This window comes from Nostoc punctiforme PCC 73102 (assembly GCF_000020025.1).
GTDB classification, from domain to species: Bacteria; Cyanobacteriota; Cyanobacteriia; order Cyanobacteriales; family Nostocaceae; genus Nostoc; species Nostoc punctiforme.
The window spans coordinates 58,114-77,425 of record NC_010628.1; the positions used below are offsets into that span (position 1 = coordinate 58,114).

Here is a 19,312-nt window from a genome sequence, read left to right on the forward strand (position 1 = left end):
GCAGGCAAAATCAAACTTTTATGCCCGACACTAACCATTCTATCCTCAATTGCTTCTGTCAAGAGGTGAATCCTAAAAAATTACATTATTGAGCATAAAAAAACAGGGCAATTATATTGCCACTGTTGGTATATAAGTTGTTGCTGGCATCTGAAATATTAACTATTCAGCAGTACTGAGTTTTAAAAAACATCGACTAAATAAACTTGTTTTGTTGTAGTTGTAGGGTGTGTTATGGCTTCCGTAACGCACCGAAGTATTCGGGATAGTGCGTTACGTTCCTAACACATCCTACGCAAGTCGTGAACTCCTAAGCGAGATTCAAGAAACCACTTTGAATCAAGTAGGCAGTATAAGTCATAAACAATTGAGAGTCAATTGGGGGACAAGCAATAGAACTACCTGCCAATGCGTGAAGAGTATCTTGGCAGCTAATATGGGGTCTTCTAGCTTGTAAATACAAATCAGGAATAGTCAGTTGTTCATCAGACCAACGTTCCAGCAAAAAGGGTCGCAGAGTATATAAAGGATTGTCAGCAGAAGTGACATTATTGATTAACTCTGATTGCCATTTTTCGTAAGGAATCATCTCAACGGAATAACCAAAAGACCGTATCCACTCGACTAGCATTTTCAAAGCAGCGGGTTGGGGATGTTGTAAATTGAAAGCCTTACCTAAAGATTCTTTTTGCCGTGATAGATAAACAATTGCTTTACTTACATAGTCTACAGGTGACATATCCAACATATAATCTACATCAGGGAAATATCCCATTTGTAGACAGCCCTTGGTCATCAAATTGATAAAGTCGTGTGTGTTGCAAATACCTGTTTTGCTATCACCTGAAATCAGTGGTGGTCTGTGGATAGTTACAGGAAGTCCTCGGTCGCGAGCAATTTTGACTAACTTTTCAGCTACCCATTTTGTTTGTGAGTAACCAAGATAAATACCTTCCCAATGATTGAATTCATCCTGTTCTTTGACAACCTTGCCAGCATAAGCAGTGGATTCAAAAACAGCCACACTAGAAACGTAATGTACAGACTTAACTTTGATTTGACAAGCTAATCTCAAAACTTCTTGAGTGCCTAAAACATTGGCTGCTTTCAGTGCAGAGTATGGAAAAACATAATTCAACAAAGCAGCACTATGATATATAGTATCAATATTGCCAGCTAAGATTTGAAACTGTTCCGAACCAATACCTAACAAAGGCTGAGATAAATCGCCGACAATCGGAATAATTCTGGAGGTAAATTCTTCCTGCCAAATTGCATACTGTTCCAGATTCTTTTGGAGTTTGCTTTTGCCTTCTTGGGCATTAGCAGCACGCACTAAGCAATAGATATCCGCATTAGTTTCTTGTAGCAATTCCCGGATGATAAAAGCTCCTAAGAAGCCTGTTCCTCCAGTTAAAAAGATGTTCTTAGGTTCACCCACAAGCACATTAGATGCAGCACCGGGATGGATGGTAGGGTCAAGAACAGCCTCTGCACCTAAATCTAGAACAGAGGGTGCAGCATTGGCATTAGAGGCTACTACCTTTGTATCTTGAATCGGTGAACCATCTTGCACTTCTTCAGCTAAACGCTGTGAAAGAGCCTCAATATTTGGGTAATGCCACAGCAGCAATGGAGAGGGTTGAAATCCGAGCAACTTTTCTAAGTTACTGACTAGAATCATTGCTTGGGCTGAATCCAAACCGTAGTTTTCTAAATGTTCTTTGACATCTATTTCATCAGTTGCTACGTCTAGCAATTTAGCTAAGTTAGATACCAAAAATATTTGAATATCGTCTGCTGTGAAAGACTGTTTTATAGTCATTTTTAAATCTCCAACAATGATGTAGAACGAACAGGGTGATATTGACTGTAATAATCGGAAGCTTGCAGTCCTTGAATTTTCAAATTTTGGACACGATACAAAAAGGCTGCACCAGTCATAATTTGATTAGCAACATCAACTACACCACGATTATTTGGTTCAGACAGATAGGAACCACGTACCCAGTCATTGAAACCGCCCATTGCCGGGCCACACCAAATTTGATAATCGACTTCTCTGCCTTTTTCACCAGAACTAGACCAGCGAGAAGATAATCCTAGATACCAACGGAAAATCAACGCCATTTTCAGTTTAGGATTATTGACTGCTTTCCCAAGTTTCTCAGGGTTCTTTTGGGATAAATAAGCCGCAGTTCCTTCCCATACTTCAGCAATAGTTTTGCGAAAAACTTGTTTTTCTAATTTCTGCCTTTCTGCCAAAGGAATCTCTTCAATGGAATCATAAGCGCGGTAGAGTTCAAATAGTTTTTGCGCTCGCATGGGGAACATCGTACCCCGTTTGAGAACTTGCAATTTGACTCCCATTTCAAACATATCTGCTGCTGGGGCCATAATCATATCAGCCATTTCTGCTTGGGCTAATAACTTTTTGGTATGTTCACAAGCCCCAGATTCAACACACGACTGATTAATGGAACCGGTCATTATATAAGCAGCACCCATCATAAAGGCTGCTAATGCTGATTGTGGTGTCCCAATTCCCCCTGCAACGCCGATTCTAATGGGTGTTTGATAATGATATTGTGCTTGAATTTCATCCCGCAAGGCAATAATAGAAGGTAGCACACAAACCAGAGGACGGTTATCTGTATGACCTCCAGAATCAGCTTCTACGGTAATATCATCAGCCATCGGAACTTTGGCTGCAAGGGTTGCTTGTAACTCAGTAATTAGCCCTTGTTCCAGGAGTTCTTTGATGATTCTGGCTGGTGCTGGTTGCAGAAATTTAGTCGCAACTTCTCGGCGAGAAATTTTGGCAATGATTTTATTTTTGATTTCAATTTGATTGGCGCTATTCAACCCCAATCCAGCAACACGGTAATAAACAATGTTGGGAGTCAAGTCGAGAAATGCAGATGCTTCTACTGTTCTCACTTGATATTTGAGGTATAAATCTACAGCCCGGCGTTCAATCGCAGGTTCATTGGGGCTGTGAATTAAATTAAATGCGTAAGGCCCTTGAGGTAAGGCTTGTTGAATGCGATTGATGGCTGCTTCCAAACGTTCTGGAGTTAAACCACCTGCACCAAAGGAACTCAAAATTTGCTCTTTTCCTAGTGCAATGACCATTTCTTCGGAAGCAATTCCACCAGCCATTGCGCCGGTAACGTAGGCATATTTTACTCCATAAGAGGAGAGGAAATTGGGATCTCCAAATTGTTGAATGCGGATTGGTGCTGCAAATGTTAGCAGTTCTACTTGTGCTGTTGTGCCATTATCACCAGGGGATAAATAACCCTCATTAGTGACACCGATTTTTCCGGCAACTTTCACGATGTAGCAGGGTTTATTTAACACCATCAATTTATCTTTGATGGTTTGTTTCTCAAAAGATACAGTTTCTAAAGAACCTTTCCAAACCTGGTTTTTGTTATGCGACCAAGCGGAGAAGTTAAGACCATTATCGTGTTTACTTAGTACCGTATCTACGGTTGTCACGGTAGTTATCCCTCGGATTATACAAACAATGGATGATTAAAGTTGAAGGGTGTAGACTCTGTTAACGTAGACGCTTCTCTACGAGACGCTACGCGAACGGCTTGCCGCAGGTTACCGCAGAGGCGCAGAGGGCACAGAGTAAAAGAGTAATACCAATTCTCTGGGAGATGCACGTAATAATTTTTAAACGAACCGCAAAGGACGCAAAGGGCGCGAAGGAAGAGATAAGTTAAGAATTAAGCAGTGCAAGTTGAGAGAGAATTGGTATGAAATATTAAGATTCTTCGTTAAGCAAGTTTTGGGCGCAAGCTAGTTGCAATTGAATGATTTCGCTCATTTGCTGACTGTAATCTTGTCTAGCTTGTAAGAAGGCTGTGTGTGCTTTAGTTATCTTTGAATTATTAGCATTGAGCTTTTGATACTGGGTCTTATTTAAATCGAACATGCTGATGATGCTACTAATTTTTTGAGTTCTGACGGGTGGGAAAGAAACAGGAATTGACTGTCTAATTGCGCTTGACTCAGAAGATTGTAATTGTTCTCTGGGTTGAAAAACGTTATCAATGATATTTTTCGGTTTTACTTCTTCTGGCTGAGGCAAGATGTTAGGGGAATGACTTTCTTGTTGAGTTATGTGCTTGGAAGTATTAAGAGAATCTGTGATTTCAGATTGTTGAACTTTAGGTATATCTGGATGCTGTATTTTGAAGCGATCGCTCCTAAGATCCCCAGCGAAATCTTCAACAAGTTTGCGATTTTGTTCGCTCAAAATTGTAGCAGCGATCGCTTTCCCACCCAAGGTAACTGTTCTCAATGTTGCTTTACTTGAATTAGCAGTGTCTTGGGCTTTGCAGTACAACGGTGATAAATCCACATTCACCTGATGACTGAGTAGTTTTGCTAATGCTTTGACCATCGAAGCATGGTCATCCATCCCTCTACGATTTAGAGAGACTGTGATATGTTCTTTGCTGCCAAGAATTTTATCAATCCATCGGGAACAGACACTACCTGCACCTGCTTCTAGAAATATTTTGACCCCATCGCCGTAGACACGGTTAACTAATTGTGGAAAATCAAGTTCTTGGCACAATCCTTTGGCGATGTTGTGAGCAATGGTATCTCTTTCAAGCGCAACTGGTTGATAATCGGCGGCAGAATAAAACACAATCCCAGGAAGATTTTGTGATGGTAAGCTGTTTACCTTCTTGATTTCCTCGAACTGCGATCGCATCGCTTCACAATGTATCACATGGTCGAAGGGCGCGGGGAAGGAATTACAACCTAAAGTTGCAATCACTCGCTTACAGGCGGCATCGTCACCAGCAATTAATACTTCTTCTGGTGTGTTAATTTGAGTTAAGTAAACGTGATTCTCATGTTTCAGGCATTCTCTAACTTGCGATGGAGTAGCCATGAGAACATAGGTATTCCAAAAATTGTTGTTTGGTGAATCTGTTAATCCCCAATATTCCCGCACAGCATTTTTCGGCCCAGATAATTTATCGCCAAATAGAGGTGATGAGTTTAAGGTATTACTTCCACCCTCAAAATCACTCCAAACTCCTTGGGCAACCATCATACTAGTTTCACCCAAGCTATACCCAAATACAGATTGCGGCTTGACCTTAAAATCATCTCGGAAAATTGCTGTCATGTATCTAGCAAAGGCGATTTCACTTTCAAACATTGCCAGTGAATCATCTAACAATTGCTTTTCGAGTGTTTCTAGTTGCCGGGTTGTCAATTTAGGTAAGCTTCTGGGATAAACTAGCTTTTCAACATCGGCTGCCCGATTGTAGAGATTGTTACTTTTTAAATCCTCGAAGACTTTCGGAAATAAGCGAAAAACAGTCCGACCAATGCCAATATAAGAATTGACTGCTGCGGGGTAAACATAAGCAACGGCTCCAGTTTTACCCAATGGTTTTGCTGTGAAATAACTACCTAGTGGCGTTTGCCAATCTGTGCCGTTTTCAAAGGCATTATTTACACCTTTGCGGGCAGATTCAATTTCTTTGAGTAAATCTTTTGTGTTACGTCCTGTAATTGATAAGACGTATTTTGGATCAGATTGCTGTTGAAAGGTAGCAAATGTTTGGCTAGCTCTAGCTGCTAAAGAAGAACTAGCTTCAATGGATTTTTGGAGATGGTTCAGTAAATCGGGTATAGTGGAGCGATCGCTAACTGCTATCGGAAACAGATGAAAAGGCATTTGTTGCAAATATCTGTTGTCGCGCTCCTCTTGGCTGGGTTCCTCCGACAAGATTAAATGGGCGTAACTGCCATCTATACCCATGCTATTAATTGCTGCTATTCTGCGTGTACCGCCTTTATCGACAAACCAAGGTCTTGATTCCATCGCCACATAGAAAGGGCTACCTTCCCATACTTGCGGTGTTTTGACACCAGACCATTTGGGTGTGGCAGGAATATACCTGTAATAAAGACAGAGAGCGGTTTTGATTAAGCTAGCAATTCCCGATGCTGTATAGGTGTGGCCGATATTGGCTTTGACGCTGCCCAATGCACAGTGCAAACCATTGCCCACTTTCGGATAAGCTTGCAGTAAACCTGTGATTTCAGCTTCATCCTCCTGGGGAACGCCACTACCGAAGACTTCCACATAGTTAACTTCTGTGGGTTGAATCTCCGCCATCTGGAAAGCTTGTTTGCAGACATTGCTGATAGCTGAAGCATCAGGTTTTACCAAAGCGTCACTCAAAGTAGAATTACCTTGTGCAAAACTCATGGCATCAATTACTGCATAGATGCGTTCATTATCTTCTTTAGCAGCTTCGTAGCGCTTGAGAACAACTGCACCAGCACCTTCGCCAACCGTCCAGCCATTAGCTTGTTGGTCATAACCCAAGGTATTTACACCTGTATTAATTGGTGCAAATTGGCTGCGGAATAAGACATTTTCCACACCACCTGCTAAATCCACCGCACCCACAACGACTGCATCAACTTCTCCCGTAGCGAGTAGCATTTGGGCAATTTCCAACGCCTTGAGGGCAGAATTTTCGCCAGCGCTGACGGTGAATGCAGGGCCAGTGAAATTCCATAAAGCAGAAATCCGACTCGCCATGATGTTGGCGATGTGACTGACATATTCGCCGATTTCTACTGGTTGATGAATGCTATCTTTAACAATGGTTTCTAGTTGCGCCAGTTGTTCAACAGGTAGAGAAATCCCTTGGTTGAGTAAGCCATCCTTAACTTGCCAAGATAAATTCCATCTTTGCTGTAGCTGATGCACAGAGAATTCTGTTTCGGCAGCGACAATCACACCCACATTGCCGCCTTCCTGTAGTTTCGCATCTTTTACGGCGCGATCGCTAACCTTCAGGAGCAACAATTGTTGTGGGTTTAACTTCTCGATTTCATTTGGTGGGATTTTGCACGATAAAGTATCGATTTCAAAATCCTTTATATATGCCCCTACTGGTGCTTTCCCATCTGCTAAACCGTACTCTTTCAGGACACTTTCTTGATTTTCTATACCATGCCATCTTTGAGGCGGTAGAGAAGTAAAATGCTGTGTTCCATCATAAATGCTACGTTCAAAAGCATCTAAACCATTGCAGTTACCAAAAAAGGCATCCATCCCGACAATGGCAATTTTGGTAGGTGGAACAGGTGGAGTTGATTCAACTGATTCTCTTGTATTTCCTTGTTCTAAAATCAGATGAGAATTAGTGCCGCCAAAACCGAAAGCGCTAATAGCCGCTCGTTTTATTGGTGCGTTATTATTAGGCCATGCTGTAGCTGTTCTAACAATTTTATCGGCAGAAATTGTACCTTTTTCTGAAGTTAAAGGTTCCGAAACATTCATAGTTGCTGGAATTACACCATGAGACATACTCAAAATCACTTTAGTCAAGCCAACCATGCCGGCAGCAGTTAACAAGTGACCAGTATTTGCCTTAGCAGAACCCACTAGAGGCGCAGCTTGATTTTGACCAAAGAATGTTTCTATGGAGTTAAATTCGGTTGTATCTCCTAGTAATGTGCCGGTGGCGTGACACTCTAAATAATCGATAGTTTTGGGACTAAAATTGGCCTCATTATAGGCTCGTTCAAAAGCTAGGACTTGTCCTTTAGGATTAGGGCTGAGTAAGTGCTTACCTTTACCATCATTTGAGAGTCCATTACCGCAGATGGTAGCAAGAATATTGTCGCCATCTCTAATGGCATCAGAATATCTTTTCAACATTACCATCCCAACACCATCGGCGGGAATCAGCCCTCTAGAGGATTTATCTAAGGGGCGGCTGATGCCGTTTTCTGCATACCCTTGAACACCAGAAAATAACATCCGCACGAATAAGGAATCTGCACAACTGATGGCTCCAGCTAACATGACATCAGCTTTGTGTGACCATAAGTAATGAGATGCTAGTTTAATGGCATAAAATGATGACGAGCAAGCAGCATCCAGACATAAATTAATCTGAGATAGAGATAGTGCTTGAGCAACGATAGATGCTGGTAAACCAGATATCATCGCATTGTATAAAGATGCTGTAGTTCCACTTGGGACAGCTAAATTAAAGTCTTCATACTGCAAAAGTTCTCTGACAGCAGGATTAATAGCTTTCTGGTAAATTGGAGAGAATAGCTGGTTAGATAATTTTGTTGGGAATGACAAATTACCTAAGATTACGCCACATTTTGCCAGAACAGTTTGATTACCCCAATAACCACTTTGTTCAATTGCTTGTTTGGCGGTATACAATGACCATTTGAAAGTATTATCTAAACCAGCAACAAATTCTGATGGTAGATTGTATTCAGATGGATTAAACTGGAAGTTGCGGATGTATCCGCCTTTAAGGGAATAGGTTTTGTCTGGTGTACCTTTAACTGGATTGTGAAATATTGTCGGATCTACTCCGATTTCTTCGACGGTTGCAGAGGATGTCGAATCTTTTTGATTAACGATGTTTTGCCAGTATTCTTCAGGATTTTCTGCATCGGGGAATAGGCATGATAATGCGATGATGGCTATTTTTTCCACGATTTATATGCTCCGAGTTTGGGTATTTAGCAAGAGATAATTAAAAGGCAGGATTTACGCTGTTCCCCAAACTTTGAACGAGGCAAGTTATAGCAATCCTAAGATTAAGCTAGCTTTGATAGTTTGCAGTAAAGACTTTATTGCTTAATACAAGATTTCTAGCAGATTCTCTGCGAACCTTTGCGTCTCCCTTTGCGCCCCTTTGCGTTTAAATTTAAACCCTCAATTCGCCAATATTTCACGCAAAGCTGTACTTAGAAAAAAGAAATAAAGTCCTTACTACGAACTTACAACTTAGCAGATTACTAACTTCTAAGCATTTTCATTGACCAAATAATGGCATGAGCGCCGAGCATTCGTGAGTATATTTTTCCTTGGCGATCGTGTATGATAAAGTTTGCGATCGCACTACTTGGTGTCTTGGATTTTACTTCACAAGAAACGTAAAATGTTTCATTATGTGGTATCATCTCAAACTGTTCAAATTTTTCTACTTTTCCTGGCAAACAACCTTCTTCATGGAAATGTTGTGTCCAAATCCATAAAGCGTGCATACTCAAGTCAGTTGTGTAAGGATTTACCCATTGGACAGGGAATTGTCCTTGTTCTTTTGCGGTGAGTTCTGGCCAAAGACATTCTGTAGTAATTTTTTCGGGACTGATGTTTAAAACTCTTTTAACTTCTTGAAAACCGGGGCCATGAAATAAAGTCGCCCCACCATTTTGGTAAAAATCTTTTCCGGTAGCAGTGATGATGTTATCTGGTTCGAGATTGAGAGATTCATAGATGGGTGCATCTGGGATTTCACGCTGGAGATTGAGTTGAGCGCTAAAATGAAAATGGGTTTTTCCTTCTAGGTTTTTACTCGAAATTTTGGCTTTGAGTTCGATTCTTTCAAGGTTGACTTTGGAAATTTCTTCTATTTCTAAAATATGTTCCTTTGCTAATGTTTCATTGAAAGTAATTCCCTTCAAAACTTTGAAGTCTTGGTAATAAAACAACCGATAACCAGGATATAATTGTTCAGAAGCGTTGATACTCCAGGTCATTGCACAAGTTGCTGGTAAAACTGGAGAACCAGCAATCGTATGATCGTGCAAAAATGGATTAGCCTCCAATGTCATTTGGCGACGAATACGATGGGTTCGTAATTCTGGATCTAACTCCGCCGCAAGTGGAACTAGTGGACTACCAATAACAACTTGTGAGGTTTCATGATTGGTATTATCCATTTCTTTCACAAGCATTTGTGCCCCAACTGCAATGGGAATTATGTCAATTTTTCGCTCTTGAAAAATCTTCTTTAATTCTGCTGTCACCATGCCACTATCCCAAGCGCCCCAGTTGATAGCGACTACATGACATGAGGGATAACTTTGCTTAAATATATGGGCTGATTTGTTCAGAATTTCATTTGCGATCGCATAATCAGATTGTCCGGGATTGCCGTAAAAGCCTGTTACTGAAGAAAACAAAACTAAATGCTGAAGTTGATTAGGGTTAACGCAAGCCAGGAGGTTCTCTAAGCCTTGAACTTTAGCTGTGTAAACTTTTTCAAAATCATCTTCTGTTTTCTTTTCAATTAACTTATCAGCTAAGTTTCCAGCCCCGTGGATGATTCCGGTAATTGCGCCGAAGTGTTGGACAGCAGTGGCAAGTTTTTCTTGTAAAGCTGGCGTATCTGTGACATCGACGCTGATATATTCTGCTTTAGCTCCTGTTTTTTCAATTGCTGCTAGGGTCTTTTTAATCTCGCGGCTAGAGGTAATTTTGTTATATATTTTTTGCACATTCATGGGTGTGGGCTTCTCTCCTTGAGAAAGAAGATTTTCCATGATGCATTTTTTCAATGCGGATTCATCAGAATTTTGAGCATAATCTGGCTCGGTTTCTAATAGTTCGGAGCGACCGAGGAGGATGAATTTGCAGGGTTGCTGTTGGGCTAATCTGATAGTACACTCAGCCGTAATCCCTTTTGCACCGCCGCTCACGACAAAGACAGATGATGGACTAAGCTGGGCTGTTTGTGTCATAAATCCTCTGGGATTAATTCGTAATTCGCAATTCGTAATTAAAAGATGCTCTCTTATCTCTTTCTCTGTGTCCTCTGCGCCTCTGCGGTTTTTTTAAACGAAGCACAGAGACGCAGAGAGCGCAGAGAGAAGAGATTAATCGGCGATAATGGTGACTCGTCCTTGTGAGCCGTAGCCAACTTCACTTATATAAAGGTTGGGGTCGTGAAGTTCGGCGATGATGTTTTGTACTGATTGTTTAGCGTCAAGCCTGGGGCTTAGGTCGATCGCACGAGTGAAAACTTTGGGCCATTCCCATCTCAGAGTTTTGGTTAATCCAAATAAACCAGCACCGATCGCACCGAAGTTGACTTTGTACTCTAAGCCGAAGGCTCCATCAAGGTGAGCAACTGTGCAGAAACAACTACGTCCATGCTTTGCGGCTTCGTTGAGGGAGGGTTTGAGGTGTTTCGCCATCAAAAATACGTGCTTGACGATCGCCTTTTCTGATTCGTTATAAGAAATACTCCCGGTGTGATTTCCTACAAACATCGGATGTAGATGGATGAAGGCCCCAATCGCTCCGCAGTGAGATGCGATCGCTTGCAATTGTTGTTGAAGATGTTCTTCACTCAAGTTTGCTAAGGTGACGCGGGTTACTCCTGTAGGTAAAGGCGCTTGTTGGGCGATGAGCGATTGGGGGAAGCTGATAACTACTACTTTCCAGCCTTTCTCGATTAGGGATTCAGTTAATTTATAGGTGGTGAGGGAACCATCATCGGTGATTAAACCGATGTGTCCCTCTGGTAACGTGAAATCCAAATAATCAGGCTGTGCTAGGCTTCTGAGTTTGACAGTATAGCGCGGGATATTATGCTCTAATTCCGGTGGCTGCTGTTGGACAAACTCAGGCTCAGACTTTTTTTTTTCACCTCCAGCCAACTGCTGTAGGTAATCAACTATTTGACCGATGGTGCGGAGGTCTCCGAGTTCTTCGATATTTGGCTTGGGTAAGTTGGGGTACATTTCTTGCATCGCCCCTAAGATTTCCACCCGTTTAATCGAGTCAATCCCTAAATCCGCCTCCATGTCCATTTCCAGTTCCAGCATCTCTACTGGATAGCCGGTCTTATCGCTGGTGATGGCTAACAGGGTTTCACCTAAGTTTGCAAATTCATCACTTGTAGAAGAAGCAACTTCTGGTTCTGGGGTGAATGCAACAACCACGCTTGGTTCCGGTGCAACGACTACCTCAACTACTGGTGCAACCTCTACTGAAATCTCGGTTGTTTGTTGTACTTCGTGAATGGCAATTTCTACAGAAACACTTTTGGAAGCGTGAGATTGCAGATACTCTACAACTTGACCGATGGTGCGTTTTTCTGACAGTTCTTCTAAATTGGGCTTGGGTAGGTTGGGGTACATTTCTTGTAGCGCCCCTAAGATTTCCACCCGTTTGATGGAGTCAATTCCTAAATCGGCCTCCATGTCCATATCCATTTCCAGCATCTCGACTGGGTAGCCGGTCTTGTCGCTGGTGATGGCTAAGAGGTTTTTATCCAAGTCGACAATATCGATGGTTGCGCCAGATACAGGTGCAGCAGTTGTAGGTGCTGGTTCTGGGGTGAATGCAACAACTTCCTCGACTGGAGGTGCGCTAATTTTGACTACAACCTCAGCTTGAGGTTCTACTACTGGGACAGGTGGCGCAATTACAGGCTCTACTGTCTCGACAGTGGCGAAGTGCGGAGTCGGTAGAGACGCGATTGATCGCGTCTGTATTGGGGCAGGAGTTTCAACTACAGGCTCTACAGCAGCCGGGAGAGGTTCTTGGGTAATAGCTACGGGTAAAGGCTGACTTTCTACTATCTTGGTAGGTGCATCAGTAACAGTTGTTTCTGTTGTGAAATGATGGCGTACTGCATCGCTTAGTTTCTCTGTTAGTTGAGTTACTCCCTCACCAGAGATAATTTGAGAATACTCTTGCTGTATGAGTTGGAAAAAGCTCTTAGTATATTCCAACTGCTCTTGAAGATATTGCTCATGGATGCGTAGAGTTTCACTTTGTTGGGAATGAAACTGCATCATGCTACGCTCTAAGCTTTCCATGACAACTAGCTTCATTTTGGCAGTTTCGGCTGTTGATTTACTTTCGCTCAACAAGGAATTCTGCTGTTGCATCAGTTGGAAAAACGCTTTAGCATATTCCATTTGATGGTTGAGATAAGTACCGTGAACTTGTAAATTCTCGGCTTGATTTTCCTGAAACTGTGTCAGGAGGTATTCTAAACTTGCTAAAAGTTGTTCGTAATTTGTAAGCTTTTCTGGTGTTGGTTGCATCTTAGATTCCTGGACTGGTTGTGGCAGGGTAACAGGATTCATCTGTTGCTCTGGCTGGGTGATGATATTAGATGTCACACCGTTCATTACAGGAGTGGTTTTTTTATGTCCGTTAGTTTCTATCACTGCTAGAGGTGGAGTTACACCTGGGCTGCTAAACAAAGGAGCCGCATCAGGATATTCGGGTGTAGGTAATGTGACTTTATGCCCATCCTGCAAAGCTAGAGCAAAGGCATTTTTCGTTTTTTCGGATCTGTAGTTGATGCCGTTTAAACGTACATTTAATGTCTTCTTCGTCTCAATTGGGGGAATAGTTTGAGGAAGTTGATAAGGATCGAGGTTATTCAAAGCCAAACCAATTACCCGCAACTGCACAACTGCTTCCCGTAAAGAGCGATCGCTATTCTTTTGAGTACTGGGGTTCAAAGATACGGTAATATGTGGGCGATCGCCAAGAATCTCTTTCACCAAGTTGCTAAGAATTCTCCTCGGCCCAAATTCCACAAAGCAAGTACCACCCGCCGCATAGATATTTTCAATTTCCTGTTTAAATAGCACCGAGTTAGAAAGGTGCGTTTCCAGAATCTTTTGAATACCTTGGGCTTCCTTGGGATACTGCTTACTAGTAACGTTGCTGTAAACAGGGATTTTGGGACTTTGGAATTTAACAGACTTGGTTGCGATCGCAAATGATTTCTGAGCAAAGGCGATTAGCGGTGTATGGAAAGCTGCTGAAACAGGTAGCAATACAGCCGTATATCCTTTCTCGTGTAAAGCCTCTTTGATTCTCGCTATTTCTGCGGTAGGGCCAGCCAAGACAAATTGAGTTGGGGAATTTTGATTAGCGATCGCAACTTGGGGAAAATGCCTCAGCACTGCTTCCACTTTGCTGATGTCTTCTTTGACAGCCAACATACTACCCGCATCATGATCTGGATCTTCGGGTGCAGCCATTGCTTGCCCCCTAGCTTTCACCAAGAACAAGTAATCTTCTGTACTCAAAACCCCCGCAGCCCATAGCGCTGTTAGTTCACCAAAGCTGTGACCGGCAACAAAATCTGACTTAAATCCAGCTTGTTGCAGTATGCTGTACATCCCTGCACTCAACACCCCGATGGCTGGTTGAGCGTATTCTGTGCGTTGCAAGGCAGCAACTTGGACATTCTTTTCTGCCTCTCCAAACACAGGATGAGGGAAAACGATTTCTGACAACGGTTGCAAATTATCTTTGAGCAACAGGCTATCCATATAGCCATGAAGACGGCGCATCAAAGGAAAATTCATTACCAGTTCGCGTCCCATCTCCAAGTATTGCGAACCTTGACCAGAAAATAGAGAGACAACTTTTCCACCCAATTCCATACCAGAGGAACGGTAATAAATCCCTTGGGGATGCTCCCAAGATGCTGCTGTTCCTTTGAGTTTCAGCCAGTCAATGCTAGTTTGCAGAAACTTGCAAGCTTCTTCGAGATTTTCAGCGACAAACCCAAATCTGGGAGCAGAGAGGGGAATCTGTGGCGACTTGCATTTCTTGACTAATTGCGCGTAATATGTTATCGCTTCAGGCGATACTCCTCCGGAGTCACTTCGTGAACGCAACTTACCTAAAATATCTTCCGACTTGCTCAACAATTGCTCTACTGTAGGAGCAAACAACAGCACTTCACTAGCATCACTATGTAAGCGGTAAGCGGCGTTTTGGTCAGCTTCATATTCTTCCAAAACAACGTGATAGTTGGTTCCGCCAAATCCAAAGGAACTTACACCTGCACGTCTTGGTGCTTCCCCTTCTGGACGAATCCAAGGTCTGGTTTGGGTATTCAAATAAAAGGATGAATTTTTAATGTTGAGTTTGGGGTTCGGCTCGGTGATGTTAATTGTGGGTGGTAATACTTTGTGATGTAAAGCCAAAGCAGTTTTAATCAAACTCGCCGCACCCGCAGCCGCTTTTGTGTGTCCGATTTGCGATTTCACACTACCCAAAGCGATATGCTGCTTTTTGTCATCATGCACATCAAAGAAGTCTTTTAAAGAACCGAATTCTGTCGGATCTCCAGCCATTGTCCCGGTGCCATGTGCTTCCATTAAACCAACAGTAGCGGGAGAGAAGCCGGCATCTTCATAAGCACGTTCTAAGGCTTTGACTTGGCCTTCTTTGCGGGGAGCATAAATGCTCTTGTAACGTCCATCGCTAGAAGTACCAATACCTTTAATTACGGCATATATTTTATCGTTGTCCCGTTCAGCATCTTCTAACCGTTTGAGGACAATCATCCCGATACCTTCACCCAGCATCATCCCATCAGATTTAGCATCGAAAGGTTTGACATTTTCACTAGGAGAAACCGCCGGTGTTTTGCTGAACGAGATGTAAGCCATGATGGTGTTATCGGTATCAACACCACCAGTTAGCATCATGTCAGAGCGATGCTCAACTAGCTCACTAATTGCCATTTTTAAAGCACCGAAGGAACTAGCGCAAGCCGCGTCAACAACACAATTCATCCCGCCAAAATTTAGGCGATTGGCAATTCTACCCGCGACTACATTCGCTAACATTCCAGGGAAAGCGTTCTCATCCCACTTCACATAAGCGCTTTTGATTTTATCAACGATTTTTTGCGTATCTTCATCAGATAAACCACTGCTTTTGAGCGCTTTTTCCCAAATCGGATATTCCAATCTCGCAGAAAGTGGCATTCCTAATTGCTTGGCCATAGCCACGCCTAAGATTACCCCAACCATTTCGCGGTTAAACTCACGTTTTTCACCATAACCTGCATCTTCCATCGCCTCTTTCGCAACCACTAAACTTAATAGTTGCGATACATCTGTGACTTCTAAAATGCTGGGTGGTATGCCGAATTCCATCGGGTTAAAATCTACCTCTGGAAGAAACCCACCTCTTTTACAGTAGGTTTTGTCTTCAGTAGTTCTAGGATTCGGATCGTAATAATCTTCGACACTCCAGTGAGTGGAAGGAACATCAGTAATACAGTCAATTTTGTTTACTATATTTTGCCAGTATTCCCGTAAATTTCTGGCTTGAGGCAATAGAGAAGCCATCCCAACGATGGCGATAGGGTTGTGTTGTAATTGTCTGTTAATTCTGTTGATTGACACTGATTTATCTGATTTGTCTGATTTCATGTTTTTTTCCTCTATAGACCTCATCACAGCCTTTTCACAATTATTGATAAGGCTTTCTAACTCCGCTAAGGCAGTATCAATTGAATAAGCAGACATAGGGCATAGTTAGTACTGTGGATTGTGTAGTTACAGTAATTTCTGTTGCCTACTAATTAATGAAAAACTCTGGTTTTGTAAGCAGTTAGCTATCTTATCTTTGCTAAATGCTTGTCTCCAAATCGACACCACACGATACATACTGCCGGGGTAAAGCCTTATGTTTCCAGGCGACTTTGGCATACTGCGTAGGCGTAGCCCGTCGTAGACATCGCGAAAAAATGTTATCCAACGCTAGACTCTTGAAATTGTGGCAATAGGTCAATAACGTTGTTAAAACTGGTAAAATAGTCTTGGAGTGTAATAGCTGCTTGACCAGTGAATTTAATCCATTTGTAATGGTAGAGATTTTGAGTAATGGTATCCTACTGGAGTGATGGAAACTGAGGAGTAGCTAAGAGAACAGAAATGTTTTTTCACCCGAAAGCTTTTGATTATCTAGCCTAACCACAGCAACATAGCTGTTGTTAATGACAACGTTCTGTATCTCTATAGTCATAGCCAATTTCAACGTTCGGGATAATGTATTTTATGCTATTTGAACTAGGAAAGTTGACAAGTTCGTTACATAAAAGACACCACCTTTAAACCGAATTTATGCAAGTTGAAAAAGTAATAAAACGAGCAGACGATAATCGAGAAGCAGTTATCTTTAGTTATTTTTAATTTAAAAATCTTAATTAAATAACTAGTTTCTCTAACCACTTTAAAGCATTGAATTAATAAAAACACTAACATACTTTACAGAAACTAAATCATTTCTTTAAAGTTATTTTATAAAGAAACATCCACAATTACTGATGTTAAGTTAAATAAAATTAAGCAAAAAAGTATAATTTATAACTCTATAAATGTGCCAGATATTTTGTTATCTACGCATTAATCATAAATTTGTGCTGAATTAAGTTAACCATGTAAATCTGTTGTCTAGTAAGTAACAATTCCATGAATACATAGATAAACTGAAGAACCATAAATGTGTTTTCTCAGAGAAACATCATAATTGAGTCAAAGTTTTGGGTTATTTTTCAATATAAGTCAAGCTAAGAAGCAAAGCAGTTATTTATAAAGCAAATGTTAATTTTTAATATGTTACTTGATAAACATAATCATAATTACATCTGTTAAAGGTAAATAAGCTTGCGTCACAATATACTCGCGTATTTTTAAATACAGCATATTTCAAGTTGGTTAAGTACATAAGCTAAGTCTGTTACCCAGATATAAATAGGACTTACGCAAAAACTCCCTGAAACTCTTATTTCTTTGTGTCCTATCCTGAGAGCCACTCCGTGTCTATGCATCCTTTGCGATTCGTTTTTTCATGATTTTGCGTAAGTCCTGATAAAGTATGTTTTACTCCTGAATTCTGAATTCTGCTGTATGCGTTGACGTAACGCACCAAAAGTATCACTTCATGCCTTTAATTACTATGAACAAAGCTGATAAAAATGTTTTATAACACACAACTTTAATAACAACAATCTGTTAGTAATATCAAATTGTGATGAAATATTTTAGTGAGAGAATCAGGACTTCTGCAAAGATAATCGATTGACAAAATTCAATTTTTATGCCATTGTTAATAACAAGTTTATCCAAACTTTGAGTTCATTTTTATCGGCGCTTCGTTGTTCTTGAGAGTTAAAATTTCTGGTTAGCGTTATTGTATTTTAAGCTACTGGATTAGATGTCAAATTAGGATATAACTTAGGAAGCTTTGAAGTAACACCACCATTAATTTTCACGCCACAATAGTAATTTTGGGCGGCAAAAGCGTACAACAATTCATATAAAACCACTTTAGATACATTCACTTGATTAAGGTAGAAACCTTAGAGGAAAAGCCCTCTAAGTAATTTGTGGATGAGTCTATTCTAATGGACTAAATATAACCAGGCTATCCCCTAAAAAAGCAGAATTGGAATGAAAAGATGGCAGTAAATAAAGAAAGCCGATTATTCACAAAACCCGTAGGTAGATCGCAACTAATTTTAGCAGCTTCTCTAACCTTAGCAGCCGGATTAATAGCTTTTTATAGTTTAGTTCCATTTTGGTCTAAACCTAAAGTTGTAACACCAGCAGCGAACCCTCCCAAAGCTGCCACGCCTGTAAAACTTGCTGTAACCGCTTTGGGACGTTTGGAGCCAGAAGGCGAAGTTACTTCTTTGACTGCTCCTGCTTCTAATAATGGGGTGAGAGTAGATAGACTGTTGGTGAAAGAAGGAGAGACGGTTAAAGCAGGGCAATTATTAGCTTATCTAGAAAACTATGGTCGTTCTAGAACCGCATTGCAACAGGCTTTAGACCAACTGCAAGTTGCCAAAGCGAAACTAGCGCAGGTTAAATCTGGAGCGAAAACCGGAGATATCGATGCTCAAAAGGCAGCGATCGCACGTTTAGAGCCACAATATAAAGGGGATGTTGCAACTCAAGAGGCGACAATTGCCCGTATCCAGGCTGAGGTAGATAATGCTCAAGCTGAGAACAATCGCTATCAGCAATTATATAAACAAGGTGCGATCGCTGCTTCTGTAGCAGATACCAAAGCTTTGCAACTCAAGACTACACAACAGCAGCTATCAGAAGCCCAAGCCACCCTCAAGCGAACTCAAGACACATTTCAAGAACAACGCAAGCAAGCACAAGCACAACTCACCAGTATTAGCGAAGTGCGTAGTGTAGATGTTCAGGTCGCGCAAACCGAAGTCAACAGTGCCACAACTTCTGTTCAACAAGCAAAAGCCGACTTGGATTTAAGTTACATCAAATCTCCCATAAATGGCAAAATTTTAAAAATTCACGCCAAAACCGGAGAAGTCATCAGCACCAGTAGAGGATTTGCTGAGATAGGTAAAACATCTCAAATGTATGTCATTGCAGAGGTGTATCAAACCGATGTTCAAAAAGTGCGTGTAGGACAAAAAGCCACAATTACCAGCACTGCATTTACTGGAACAATAAAAGGAACTGTAAAAGAAATTGGTTGGCAAGTTGACAAGCAAAACATCTTCAGCATAAACCCTGGTTCAGATACAGACCGCAGAATAGTTGAAGTGAAAATCTCCATCGATAATCCCGCAGATAGTGAAAAGGTCGCTCGTTTAACTAACTTACAAGTGGATGTCGCCATTCATATTTAGTCATAGGGCATAGGTCATTCACAAATGACAAATGACCAATGACA

The 19,312-nt window shown here is 41.4% G+C and carries 6 protein-coding genes and 1 pseudogene; 1 reads left to right on the forward strand and 6 read right to left on the reverse strand.

Annotated features, from left to right (window positions below; translation table 11 throughout):
* Positions 1 to 310 precede the first annotated feature (310 nt).
* The 6 genes and pseudogenes from NPUN_RS00210 to NPUN_RS42885 all read right to left on the reverse strand — a co-directional run bounded on the left by NPUN_RS00210 (position 311) and on the right by NPUN_RS42885 (position 16,624).
* Entirely contained in the window at positions 311 to 1,825 is a 1,515-nt protein-coding gene (locus NPUN_RS00210; protein WP_012406870.1) for a thioester reductase domain-containing protein, read from the reverse strand.
* Positions 1,826 to 1,827: 2 nt separating this feature from the next.
* Positions 1,828 to 3,504, reverse strand: a complete 1,677-nt coding sequence (locus NPUN_RS00215; RefSeq protein ID WP_012406871.1) for a PfaD family polyunsaturated fatty acid/polyketide biosynthesis protein — start codon at positions 3,502 to 3,504, stop codon at positions 1,828 to 1,830.
* A 274-nt stretch (positions 3,505 to 3,778) separates the two neighbouring features.
* Positions 3,779 to 8,527 (reverse strand): PfaB family protein, encoded by a 4,749-nt coding sequence (locus tag NPUN_RS00220; protein ID WP_012406872.1) that lies wholly within the window; start codon positions 8,525 to 8,527, stop codon positions 3,779 to 3,781.
* Between the two features lie 305 nt (positions 8,528 to 8,832).
* Positions 8,833 to 10,560, reverse strand: coding sequence for an SDR family NAD(P)-dependent oxidoreductase (locus tag NPUN_RS00225; RefSeq protein ID WP_012406873.1), 1,728 nt, complete (start codon positions 10,558 to 10,560; stop codon positions 8,833 to 8,835).
* A 135-nt stretch (positions 10,561 to 10,695) separates the two neighbouring features.
* Positions 10,696 to 16,125, reverse strand: a complete 5,430-nt coding sequence (locus tag NPUN_RS00230; RefSeq protein WP_041565090.1) for a type I polyketide synthase — start codon at positions 16,123 to 16,125, stop codon at positions 10,696 to 10,698.
* A 224-nt stretch (positions 16,126 to 16,349) separates the two neighbouring features.
* Positions 16,350 to 16,624, reverse strand: a pseudogene (locus NPUN_RS42885) (hypothetical protein).
* 1,435 nt (positions 16,625 to 18,059) lie between these two features.
* On the opposite strand from NPUN_RS42885, the gene NPUN_RS00235 reads away from it, so the two are divergent.
* Positions 18,060 to 19,268 (forward strand): ABC exporter membrane fusion protein, encoded by a 1,209-nt coding sequence (locus NPUN_RS00235; protein WP_012406875.1) that lies wholly within the window; start codon positions 18,060 to 18,062, stop codon positions 19,266 to 19,268.
* The last annotated feature ends 44 nt before the right edge of the window (positions 19,269 to 19,312 follow it).